The following is an 11,153-nucleotide window of genomic DNA, read 5'->3' as shown; positions in this document are numbered from 1 at the left end:
GTCGGCCGGACCGCCCGTGTGCGGGGGCGGTCCGGCCGAGTTCGCGCAGGACTGCGCTTACTGCTTGAGGTTGACCAGGGTCTGCAGCACCTCGTCGGAGGTGGTGATGACCTTGCCGTTGGCCTGGTAGCCGCGCTGGGCGATGATCAGGTTGGTGAGCTCTTGCGCCAGGTCGACGTTGCTCATCTCGACGTAGCCGGACGTGATGCTGCCGGCCGAGCCCGTGTTCGGGGCTGCGATGGTCGGCGCGCCCGACGCGGTCGTCGCCAGGTACGAGGTGTCGCCCGCCTTCGACAGGCCGCCGGGGTTGGCGAAGGTGGCCAGGCCGACCTGCGCCAGCGTCGTCGTGGTGCCGGTCGAGTCGACGGCGTTGATGTTGCCGTTCTGGTCGATGCTGTAGGACGAGTACGTCCCGTCGACGAGGCCCGGCAGCGAGATGACGGCACCGTTGGCGTCCTCGAGTTCGGCACCGTCGGGCAGCACCAGGTGACCGGCGTCGTCGAGGGTGAACCCGCCGGCGCGGCTGAACTGCTGCTGGCCGTTCTTCTGCACGGCGAAGAAGCCGTCACCGTTGATCAGCATGTTGCTGGGCACGCCGGTGGTCTGGTACGAGCCCTGCGTGAAGTTGGTCGCCTCGCCGGCGAACTTGACGCCGAGACCGATCTGCGACGGGTTGGTGCCGCCCGAGGTCGCGGACGAGCCACCGCCACCGGTGAGCGTCTGGCTCAGCGTGTCCTCGAAGATGGCGGACGACGACTTGAAGCCGGTCGTGTTGACGTTGGCGATGTTGTTGGCCGTGACGTCCAGCATCTTCTGGTGTGCGCTGAGGCCGGAGATCGCGGTGAAGAGGGACCGCAGCATGACGTGCTCCTTGGTGGGGTGGGGACTGCGAGGGCTGGGTGGGGGAGGGGTGCCGGCGTCAGGCCGCAGGCGTCGGGTTGGTGATGGTGGTGATGGATCCGATCGCGACCGGGACGTTGCCGACCTGGACGGTGACCTTGCCGGCGCCGGTCGAGACCCCGCTGACGACGCCGGTGTGTGCTGTGCCGGCCGAGTCGGTGTAGGTGATCGACTTGCCGATCATCTCCGTGCCCGCCTGCATCTGCGACATCTGGATCAGCGACGTCAGCGAGTCGGACATGGTGTTCATGGTCTGCACCTGCGAAAGGGTCGCCGTCTGCTGCATGAACGTCGAGGTGTCGACCGGCGAGCTCGGGTCCTGGTACTTGAGCTGCGCGACGAGCAGCTGGAGGAACGCCTGCGGGTCGAGGCTGGCCGACATGCTGCTCGTCGTCGAGCCGTCGGTGCCCGCGGTCGGCGGCGTCGACGACACGACGCCCGTGGCCGGGGTACCGGCGAACGGCGTCGCGCCGACGGCGGCGAGGGGGCTGGTCATGGGTGCTCCTTACAGCCAGCGGTCGAGACCGCGGTCGACGGTGACGGAGGGACGGTGGGCGCGGTCGGGGGTGTCGCCCGGCGTCGGCCGGCCCCCGCGCTGGTCGGCGTGCGATGCGCCGGAGTGGCCGGGCTGGCCCCCGCCGGGCGCCGCCTGCTGCTGCCCGGAGCCGACGGACACGTCGACACCGGTGAAGCCGCCGGACTGCAGTTCGCCGTGCAGCGTCGACAGGGACGCGGTCACGGCGGCCTGGGCAGCCGGTTCGGCGCAGTGCAGCGACACGGTGATCGCACCGTCGTGGATCGTCGCGCGCACACTCACGGCACCAAGTTCGGCAGGGTGGAGCTCGATCGTGAGCTCGTGCTCGCCATCGCGCCCGCGCAGTTTGGTGAGGGCGCTGACGATCGGCAGCTCGGGTCGTGGCTCCGGCCCGGTCACCGGCGCCGGGGCGTCGACCGCGGCTGGCGCCGGCATCGGCTGCGGCTGCGGTGCTGCGACGATCGGCGCCGCCGTGGCGGGCGCGGTCGGCGCGGTCGGCGTGCTCGACGCGGCGGCAGGTGTCGGGCGGGGACCGGTGGCCGACGCTGCCGGCTCGTCGGCGTCGAGGGCCGCGTGCTCGGCGGCCTGCGCCCAGCTCGACACCGGGCCGTCGGCCCGGTCGCCCGTGAGCCGGGTGACGCCGTGGTGCAGCCGCCCGGCGAACTCGGCGGCGCGGCCGGACGACGTCCCGAGGATCGGGGCGAGCGGGCGGTCGTCGTTGCGTGCCGGCGTCGGGCTGAGCGACGGACGGGTCGTCGCGGTGGCCGCGGTCGTCGCGGTCGCCGCGGTCGTCGCGGTCGCCAGGGACGTCAGCACGGCGGCGTCGAACGGCTGGGCGGCGGCGCTGGGCGGCGCCCCGGGGTCGCCGGCCGCGGCGTTGGTCACGACCGGCGGGGTGGCAGTGGTCGGATCGGGCGTCGCGGTGCTCGACGCGGCCGACGTGCTCGGTGCTATGGGGTGCAGCAACGGCCGGGCGAGCGCCTCGCGGACGGCCGAGCCGGTCGGCGCGGTCATCTGCGGCGCCTGTGCGACCAGCGGTGTCGCGACGCTCGTCGGCTGCAGCGTCGGTGCGCTGACCGACGGGCCGGTCATCGGGCCCGGTCGGGGCGCGCTCGTCGCCCGCGGCTGCGAGTTGGTCGCGGCAGTCGCCACACTCGTCACAGTCGCCGCCGTCGCGGCTGCCGCGGCGTGCGGGGCATCGGATGAAGTCGGCAGCAGCGGTCGCTGCAGGTGGCCGGGCAGCGGGGCAGGTGCCGCGACCGGCGCCATCGGGCCGGGCACCGGTGTCGTCGGCGCGGCCGAGCGCGGTGCGGCAGTGGCCGGCGGCGTGACCGCGGCCGGGGCCGGCTGCGCCGCCGCAGCGGTCGACGGTGCGGCGGTCGGCGTCGCGTCGAGGTAGGTGTCGACCGCACTCGGGGTCGCCGAGACGGGCGCGGCGACCGCCGACGGACCGCTCGCAACCTGCCGTCCCATCGGTGCGGCGGCGCGGGCGGCCGGGTCGACGGCGTCGAACGCCTGCGCCGACGGTGCAGGCGCAAGGATCGGGGTCGGCATCGGCGCCGAGCCGGTGCGCACCGGCGCGTCCGGGCCGGTCTGTGTGGTGGCAGCAGGGCCTGCAACGATTGTTGAGGGCATCGGCTGCGCCGCGTTCGGCATGGCGGCCGCCGCGATCATGCCTGCCGCAGCGACGGTCGCCGCCGTGCCCGGCGGCGTCGCCGCCGTGGTCGGCAGGGCGCCGGCCGGAAGGGCGGTGGGCGTCGCGCCGGCGGTCGGCGACGCGGTCCCGGCCGCGGTTGCGGCGGCGAGCGCGTCGATCGCGTCATCGGCCGCGGCCGGGTGTGCTCCGCGGCCCGGGTGCGCGGGCGCCGGGGTGCCGCCGGTGGCGGGCACCGTCGGCGTGACCGGCAGGGCGAGCAGCAGCGCGGCGAAGTCGATGCCGGCCGTCGGGTCGGCGGACGTCGCGCCCCGACCGCGTCCACGCGTCGCGGCGTGCGGGTCGGACGGCGTGGGCGTGGCGACACCCGGGAGCAGGGGGGCGCTCATCTCGGGGCCCCCGCGGAATCGTGGAGCGTCTTGTGCGGAGCGATTTCGTGGGGTGTGATCATCCGCCGGCCTCCCACATCGCAGTGATGGAACGGACGTAGTTCTGCGTCTCGGTGTACGGCGGGACGCCGCCGTACTGACGCACCGCGCCTCCACCGGCGTTGTAGGCCGCGAGTGCGAGCGGCACCGAGCCGAACTCGGAGAGGTTGCCGTGCAGGATCCGTGCCGCGGCGGTGATCGCCTGGCCCGGGTCGAAGGCATTGACACCCATGCCGGCCGCGGTCGACGGCATGAGCTGCATGAGTCCCTGGGCGCCGGCCGGGCTGACGGCGTTCGGGTTGCCGCCCGACTCCTGCTGGCACACGGCGGCGAGCAGGCCGGCGGGCAGCTGGTACTGGCTCTCGGCCGCGGCGAACTGGTCGGCGTAGGCGGCGACGCGCGGGCTGATGCCGGCCGCCTCGAGCGCCGCCGTCGACCGTGTGTCGGCGGCGGTGGCCGCCTGGGCGGACTCCGTGCCCACGATGCGGCGGATGGCGCTCGGCGTCTGGTAGACGTCGGTGATGTGCACGGTCTTGCCGGGCTCGGGCGACTCGATCATCTGGTTGTTCCCCAGGTAGATCGCGATGTGGTAGGCCGGGTCGCCGAAGGCCAGCAGGTCGCCCGGCTGGGCCTGGGTGAGCGACGGCACCGCCGTGCCCTGCCTGGCCTGGTCGGCCGCCACACGCGGCAGCGAGATGCCGAGCGACTGGTACGTGGCCTGCACCAGCCCCGAGCAGTCGATGCCCGAGCGCGACTCACCGCCCCACACGTACGGCGTGCCGAGCCAGGTCTTCGCCTGGTTCACCACGTCGGTGCCGGTCACGCCGGTCGAGCCGGCGACGGGTGCGACCCCGCTGACCGACGACACCGACGACGACAGGGTCGACGCGAACGCGCTGGCGCTGGCGGTGGCCGGGGTCGCTGCAGCGCTCGCGGTGCCGCCGCTCGTGACGGCGGGCGCGGCGAGGGAGGCCATCATGGCCTGGATGCTGCTGATGCGGGACATCACCGAGGTGAGGTCGGTCGCCACGGGGGCGGTCATGTGAGCTCCTGCCCGAGGCCGGGCCGACGGGTGGCGGCGATCTCGTCGAGCTCGCGCTGCTCGGCCGCCTGGGCCGCCGCGCGCTCCTCGGCGAGGTGCCGCTCGTGCAGTTGTTCGATGGTGCGCCGGGCGCGGGCGGCGGCACGCAGTTCCGCGCGCCGGTCCTCGGCCGCGCGGGCGCTCAGCTCGGCCTGGCGCTCGGCCGCCGCGTGCGTCGCAGCGGCGGCGTGCAGCGCGGCGGACGACGCGAGGAACGCCGACACCGTGCGGTGCTGCAGGTCCTCGCCCATGACCGAGAGCCGGTCGGCCTCGTACCGCAGCGTCGCGCGGGCGCGGCGGGCGGTGATCTCGGCGGCGGTGCGGCGCTGCTTGGCGACGTCCTCCTGCGCCTGCCGCGCGCGCAGCAGCTGGTAGATCCAACCCTTACGCGCCATGGCCGACCACCTGCCGCAGGACGATCCACGAGTGCTCGGTCGGGGTCAGGTCGTGCCGGTCCTGCTGCAGGAACGCCTCGAGCGCGGGCCAGCGCGCCAGGGCCTCGTCGGCCACCGGGTTGCTGCCGTGCGCGTAGGCGCCGATCTCGACGAGTTCCTTGACCTCGCGGCGGGCCGCCAGGAACCGGCGGGCGTCGCGGGCGATCGCCTGCTGGTCGGGCGTGGTCACGAACGGCGCCACCCGCGAGACCGACTGCAGCACGTCGATGCTGGGGAAGTGGCCCGCGTGGGCGAGGTGCCGGTCGAGCACGATGTGGCCGTCGAGGATCGAGCGCGCGGCGTCGGCGACGGGCTCGTTGTGGTCGTCGCCCTCGACGAGCACGGTGTACAGCCCGGTGATCGAGCCGGTGGCGCCGGCGCCGGCTCGCTCGAGCAGCCGCGGCAGCATGGCGAACGTCGTGGGCGGGTAGCCGCGCGTGGTCGGCGGCTCGCCGGCCGACAGGCCGATCTCGCGCTGCGCCATGGCCAGCCGGGTGAGGCTGTCCATCATGAGCAGCACGTCCTTGCCCTCGTCGCGGAAGTGCTCGGCGATGCGGGTGGCGACGAACGCGGCCCGCAGGCGCACCATCGGCGGCTGGTCGGAGGTCGCGACCACGACGACCGCGTTGCGCAGCCCCTCGGGGCCGAGGTCGTCCTCGAGGAACTCGAGCACCTCACGGCCGCGCTCGCCGACGAGCGCGAGCACGGTGACGTCGGCCGCGGTGCCGCGCGTGATCATCGAGAGCAGGCTGGACTTGCCGACGCCGGAGCCCGCGAAGATGCCCATGCGCTGCCCGACGCCGACCGGCGTCATGGTGTCGATCGCGCGCACACCGATACCGAGCGGGCGGCGGATGCGCTGCCGCGCCAGGGCGTGCGGCGGCGCGGCCTCGACGCTGACCCGGGCGAGGCCGGCGGGCAGGTCGCTGCCGTCGAGCGGACGGCCGAGCCCGTCGAGCACGCGTCCGAGCAGGTCGTCGCCGACCGCGATGGTCATCGGGCCGCCGGTGCCGACGACCACGTCGCCGACGCCGATGCCGGTCACCGGGCCGAGCGGCATGCACGTCGCCGTGGCGCCGTCGACCGACACGACCTCCGCGTCGAGCGAGGTGTGTCCGCCGATGCGCACGAGGTCGCCGACGCGCGCCGGGACGCCGGACACCGTCGCCGCCAGGCCGCGCACCTGCTCCACGCGTCCACAGACGAGCGGGCGGCCGGCGGCCACGGCGGCGCCGACGGCACCGTCGACGCGGTCGAGCAGGTTCAGCATGCGGCGCCACCGATGACGTCGGACGCTCCCACGGCTCCACTGCCGTTGAGGCTGCCGTTCAGGCCGAGGGCCAGTCGGATGCGGGCGAGCCCGGCCGTGATGCGCGCGTCCACGTTGGTCGCGCCGCTGACGGCGACGGCGTCGCCGGGCTGCAGCACCGGGTCGGCGACGAGGCGCACCGGCCGGCCCATGCGCGGCGGGGCCCCTTCGGCCGTCAGCGTCGCGAAGTCGACGGGGGAGAGGCGCACGATCACTTCCTCGTGATCGGGCGTCAGTGCCAGCACATGAGCCAGCACGTGCTGGGCGCGCTCAGGATCGGTACGAAGGTCATGCCCGACCAGGGCCTCTGCGATGGCGTAGGCAGCCGAAAGTACCTCGTCGGTCAGTCGTTCGGCACTCGGGGCGACGCTGCGTTCGAGTCGGGCCGCGGCCGCGTCGAGGGCGGCGAAGGCCGACGCGCGACGCGCCTCGGCGGCACGCAACGCCTGTTGAGCCGCGTCCCGGGCGGCAGCGGCCTCGCCGGCCATGACCGCCTTCGCGGCGCGCATGCCGTTCGCCCAGCCCGCGGCGTAGCCGGCCGCTTGGGCTGCCGTGCGCTCGGGCGCCGACTCGGCGTCGGTACCCGCGCGCTGCGACGCGACCTCGAACAGGTGCGGCGCCGCGCGGCGCGTGGTGCGGCGGGGCGCGAGCTCGTCGAGCGGACGGCAGGCGAGCACGTCGTCCGACGGCGCCGGCGCGACGGTGCCGGGTGCCGACAGGTCCTCCAGCGGCATCGGCTGTGCGACGGACCCGAGGTCGGGCAGCACGTGCGGCTGCGGGTCAGGCGACGAAGGCATCCTCGTCACCTCGTCCCACCACGATCTGGCCCGACTCCTCGAGCTGGCGGATCACGCGGACGATGCCGGTCTGGGCCTCCTCGACGACGTTGAGGCGCACCGGACCCATCATCTCGAGCTCCTCGACCAGGTTCTCGGCCGCGCGGCCCGACATGTTGCGCATGATCTTGTCGCGCACCGCGTCGGCGACACCCTTGAGCGCCGTGGCGAGGTCGGTGGTCTGCACCTGCCGCAGGATGAGCTGGATGGCCTTGTCGTCCAGGTGCACGATGTCCTCGAACATGAACATCTGCGCGCGGATCTGCTCGGCCAGTGCGGGGTCGCGCTGCTCGAGGCCCTCGAGGATGAGCTTCTCGGTGCCGCGGTCGCTGCGGTTGATGATGTCGACGAGCGGCTGCAGACCGCCGACGACCGACAGTTCGCTGGCCACGCCGAGCGACGAGAGCCGGCGCTGCAGGGTGGACTCGATCGCCCGGATGAGGTCCGGCGAGGTGCGGTCCATGACGGCGATGCGGTGCGCGACCTCGGCCTGCTTCTCGCGGTCGAAACCGCCGAGCACGTGCGAGGCCAGGGACACGGGCAGGTGCGCCAGCACGAGGGCGGCGGTCTGCGGGTGCTCGTCCGACAGGAACGAGATGATCTGGCGCGGGTCGAGGTTCTGCATGAACGCGAACGGCAGCTCGACGAAGCTCTGCGCGAGCCGGTCGAGCATCTCCTGCGCCCGCTCGGGGCCGAGGGTCGCGAACAGCAGGTCGCGCGCCATCTCCATGCCGCCGCGGGTCGATCCCGGGCTGCCCATGCTCATCAGGCCGGCGAACTCGGCGATGACGGCGGCCGAGACCTCGCCGGAGACGTTGCCGATGCGGGCGATCTCGGCCGAGAGGTCCTCGAGCTGGTAGTCGGTGAGGCGGCCCAGCACGCGGGCCGACTCCTCCTTGCCCAGCTGCAGCACGAGCACGGCCGCCTTCTGGCGGTTGGTCATGCCCTGCAACGGGTCAGGACGGACGACGTCGACCTCGGTCGACGCGGACGAGGCCGGCGTCGGCAGGACGACGGTGGCGGAGGTCATGGTGCAACGACTCCTCTCGTCAGCTCAGCCAGCCGGACAGCACCCGGGCGACGTCGTCCGGCTGCTCCTCGGCGAGGGAGATGAAGGCCTTGCGGCGGGCCGCGGCCTCCTGCATCTCGGCGAGCATGGCGGCGTCCTCGACCGGCGCCGGGCGGTGCACCGTGGTGCCGCCGCGCGGCATCAGGAAGTCGTCGTCGTCGATGTCCTCGTCCTCGTCCTCGTCGTCATCGTCGGCCGCCGCGGCCTTCAGCGCCTTGAGACGCTTGCGGTTCGACAGCCAGGCCACCAGCAGCACGAGCAGGACGACGCCGACGATCGAGCCCTGGCGGATCATGCTCATCAGGTCGTCGTGGGCCTGCTGCGCCTTCTGTGCGGCGAGCGAGGCCGCCGTCGCCTGCGCGTCGGCCTTCGCCGAGGTCTGGTCGAACGGCAGGGCCTGCACCGACAGCTGGTCGCCGCGCGCGGCGTTGAAGCCGGCGCCCGACTTGATCAGGTTCGTGATCGCCGCGGTGTTGACGCCCTTGACGTTGCTGTCGAGCATCACGGCGATCGACAGCTGCTTCACGCCGCCCGGTGCAACAACCGTTGAGGTCGTCTGCTTGCCCACCGAGTTGTCCTGCGTGGTCTCGGTGTTCTTGTAGCTGCCGCCGCCGGTGACCGTGGTGCCGCCGGCGGTGGTGCCGCCGGTGCCGAGGGTGCCACCGGGGTTCTTGCCGCCCTGGTAGGTCTCGGTCTTGGTCTGCACCGACAGCGGCGGGGCGTTCTTGTTGTACGTCGGCGTCGTGGTCTGCGTCTGCGTCTGGTCGAAGTTCAGCGTCGAGTTGACCGTCACCGTCGCGTGGTTCGGGCCGACGAGCCGGTCGAGCATCGCCTGCAGCGAGGTCTGCAGTTCGTTGTTCTTCGCCTGCGTGGCCTGCACCTGCGTCGAGGTCGCGGCGGCGTCGGTCACGCCGCTGCCCGGCGCGGACAGCACGTTGCCATTGGAGTCGGCCACGGTGACGCCGCCCGGCACCATGTTCGGCACCGCGGAGCTGACGAGGTACACCACCGACTGCACCTGCTGGGTGGTGAGCGTCGTGCCGGGCGCGACGGTGAGCAGCACCGACGCCGTCGGCTTGCTCGAGCTGTCGTTGAAGACGGTCTGCTGCGGGATGGCGAGGTGCACGGACGCCGCCGTGACGCCCTGGATCGACTGGATCGTCCGGGCCAGTTCGCCCTCGACCGCCCGCTGGTAGTCGACCTGCTGCTTGAAGTCGGACGTCGTCACGCCCTCCTTGTCGAGCAGGGCGTAGCCGGTCTGGCCGGACGACGGCAGGCCCGCCGCGCTGACGGTGAGGCGCGCCGAGTAGACCTTGTCCTGCGGCACGTCGATCTCGGTGCCCGCCGCGGCCAGCTGGTACGGGGTACCACTGGCGTTGAGCTTGTCGATGATGGCGCTCGCGTCCGTCGGCGCCAGGTTCGTGTACAGCGGCGCGTACGTCGCGGACGGTGTCCACATGGTGTAGATCAACCCGCCGACGACGAGGGCGACGAGGGCGACGCCGACGACGATCTGCTGGCCGATCGGGAAGCCGCGGAAGTCGTTCCACAGCTTCTTGCTGGTGTCGGTGATCTGCGTCTTCATCAGGCCTGCATGCTCATGATCTGGTTGAACGCCTGGACGGCCTTGGACTCGATGGTCGTGGCGAGCGAGGTCATCAGCGACGCCTGCGTGGCGGCGATGGTGAGCTGCGACGGGTCGGTCAGCGTGCCGGTGGCGGCCTGGACGGCGAGGCTGTCAGCGCGCGACTGCGTCGCCTGGACCGCGTCGAAGCCCTGACCGAGCACGCCGGCGAAGTCGGTGCCCGAGGTGGCGCCCGGCGCCGCGGCGGCCGACGGGCCGGACAGTCCGGCGGCGGGCCCGAGGCCGCTCGCACCGGCCAGGCCGGACGCGCTGCTCATGCCGCTGACGCCGCTGAGTGCGGCGATCGCTTCCAACGCCATGGTCTAGAGGCCCTTACCGATCGCGATGGCGGATTCGTAGACGTCCTTCGAGCGGTCGACCACGTTGGCGTTAGCCTGGAAGGCACGCTGGGACATGATCAGCGAGCCCATCTGGTCCTCCATGTCGACATCGGGCCGCAGCACGTTGCCGTCCTTGTCGGCGAGCGGGTTGCTCGGGTCGTAGGCGAGCAGGCCCTGCGCGCTGCCGTACTCGATGTTCGAGACGTGCACGCCGGTGCCGACGCCGTCCGGGCCGGCGTCGTTGGCGGTCGCCTGCACGTACTGGGCCTGGAAGACCTTGCCGTTGGTCGGCGCCACGTCGTTGACGTTGGCGATGTTGTTGGCGATGGCGTCGAGCCACGTGCGGTACGTGGTGAGCCCGGTGCCCGAAGTGTCGATGGCGTCGAACATGCGGATCAGCCCTTGAGGACGGTGCTGATGAGGCCGTACTTGGCGGTCAGCTCACCGGTGAGCAGCTTCTCCTGCAGCCCGGTCTTGGTGGCCAGCACGAACTCGTCGTCGAGGTTGACGTTGTTGCCGTTGATGCCTGCGGCGTCGCCGGTGGGGCGCGTCGTGACGCGCGCGGCCGTCGGACTGCCGGTCGAGAGCGCGTCGGCGAGGCTGCTCTCGAAGTCGACGCGGCTGGCCGAGAAGCCGGGGGTCTCGAGGTTCGCGATGTTGTTCGCGGTGACCTGCTGCCGCAGACCCAGTCCGCCGATGGCGGTCTGGAGCGTGACGGACGCGATGTCGTCGAGCACCGCACACCTCCGTTGCCCGGCCGGTCCGTCGGCGCTGTTGTTCGGCGAGCAGTCCGTTGCTCACCCTGGTCATCGGCATCGGCGCGGGTGGGCTTTACGCTCATCACACACGTCGGGCCTTTCGTCCCGCTCGGGACCACCGGTCACCACCGGGTCGACCGCCGGGTCGACCGCCGGGTCACCTGCGGCGCCACCCGCCGCGCCA

General features: G+C 72.9%; 12 protein-coding genes. All 12 read right to left on the bottom strand.

The annotated features are described in order from the left end of the window. Positions 1-57 precede the first annotated feature (57 nt). From ACTHMS_RS21880 to ACTHMS_RS21825, 12 genes are read right to left on the bottom strand one after another with little or no spacing between them, the layout of a single operon-like run. The gene (locus ACTHMS_RS21880) at positions 58-861 is read right to left on the bottom strand and encodes a flagellar hook-basal body protein (protein ID WP_440308775.1); all 804 of its coding nucleotides are present in this window, start codon (positions 859-861) and stop codon (positions 58-60) included. A 58-nt stretch (positions 862-919) separates the two neighbouring features. Next, complete coding sequence (locus ACTHMS_RS21875) at positions 920-1,396, bottom strand: flagellar hook assembly protein FlgD (RefSeq protein WP_440308774.1); 477 nt, start codon at positions 1,394-1,396, stop codon at positions 920-922. Positions 1,397-1,405: 9 nt separating this feature from the next. Continuing rightward, positions 1,406-3,478: a flagellar hook-length control protein FliK gene (locus ACTHMS_RS21870; protein ID WP_440308773.1), complete on the bottom strand. Its 2,073-nt coding sequence runs from the start codon at positions 3,476-3,478 to the stop codon at positions 1,406-1,408. Between the two features lie 58 nt (positions 3,479-3,536). Continuing rightward, positions 3,537-4,559 carry a transglycosylase SLT domain-containing protein gene (locus tag ACTHMS_RS21865; protein ID WP_440308772.1) on the bottom strand — a complete coding sequence of 341 codons (1,023 nt, stop codon included), beginning with the start codon at positions 4,557-4,559 and terminating at the stop codon, positions 3,537-3,539. Beyond that, a complete protein-coding gene (locus ACTHMS_RS21860) occupies positions 4,556-4,993 on the bottom strand; it encodes a flagellar FliJ family protein (protein WP_440308771.1) in 438 nt (145 codons plus the stop codon). Before ACTHMS_RS21860 ends, ACTHMS_RS21865 begins: the two co-directional genes overlap by 4 nt. Continuing rightward, positions 4,983-6,302, bottom strand: a complete 1,320-nt coding sequence (locus ACTHMS_RS21855; RefSeq protein ID WP_440308770.1) for a FliI/YscN family ATPase — start codon at positions 6,300-6,302, stop codon at positions 4,983-4,985. The genes ACTHMS_RS21860 and ACTHMS_RS21855 overlap by 11 nt, the downstream gene beginning before the upstream one ends. Beyond that, a complete protein-coding gene (locus ACTHMS_RS21850; protein ID WP_440308769.1) occupies positions 6,296-7,138 on the bottom strand; it encodes a FliH/SctL family protein in 843 nt (280 codons plus the stop codon). The genes ACTHMS_RS21855 and ACTHMS_RS21850 overlap by 7 nt, the downstream gene beginning before the upstream one ends. Continuing rightward, positions 7,122-8,207 carry a flagellar motor switch protein FliG gene (fliG, locus tag ACTHMS_RS21845; RefSeq protein ID WP_440308768.1) on the bottom strand — a complete coding sequence of 362 codons (1,086 nt, stop codon included), beginning with the start codon at positions 8,205-8,207 and terminating at the stop codon, positions 7,122-7,124. Before fliG ends, ACTHMS_RS21850 begins: the two co-directional genes overlap by 17 nt. Before the next feature lie 19 nt (positions 8,208-8,226). Then, complete coding sequence (fliF, locus tag ACTHMS_RS21840) at positions 8,227-9,831, bottom strand: flagellar basal-body MS-ring/collar protein FliF (protein ID WP_440308767.1); 1,605 nt, start codon at positions 9,829-9,831, stop codon at positions 8,227-8,229. Continuing rightward, on the bottom strand, positions 9,831-10,190 hold the full coding sequence (locus ACTHMS_RS21835) for a flagellar hook-basal body complex protein FliE (protein WP_440308766.1): 360 nt from the start codon (positions 10,188-10,190) through the stop codon (positions 9,831-9,833). Before ACTHMS_RS21835 ends, fliF begins: the two co-directional genes overlap by 1 nt. A 3-nt stretch (positions 10,191-10,193) precedes the next feature. Beyond that, complete coding sequence (locus ACTHMS_RS21830) at positions 10,194-10,601, bottom strand: flagellar basal body rod protein FlgC (RefSeq protein WP_440308765.1); 408 nt, start codon at positions 10,599-10,601, stop codon at positions 10,194-10,196. 5 nt (positions 10,602-10,606) lie between these two features. Next, positions 10,607-10,948 (bottom strand): flagellar basal body rod protein FlgB, encoded by a 342-nt coding sequence (locus ACTHMS_RS21825; protein WP_440308764.1) that lies wholly within the window; start codon positions 10,946-10,948, stop codon positions 10,607-10,609. Between the last annotated feature and the right edge of the window lie 205 nt (positions 10,949-11,153).

The organism is Jatrophihabitans sp. (assembly GCF_051960575.1).
In the GTDB taxonomy this organism is placed as follows: domain Bacteria; phylum Actinomycetota; class Actinomycetes; order Mycobacteriales; family Jatrophihabitantaceae; genus JBQCEE01.
Note: the sequence above shows the minus strand (reverse complement) of the source record. Positions and strands in the feature narration are given on the sequence as shown.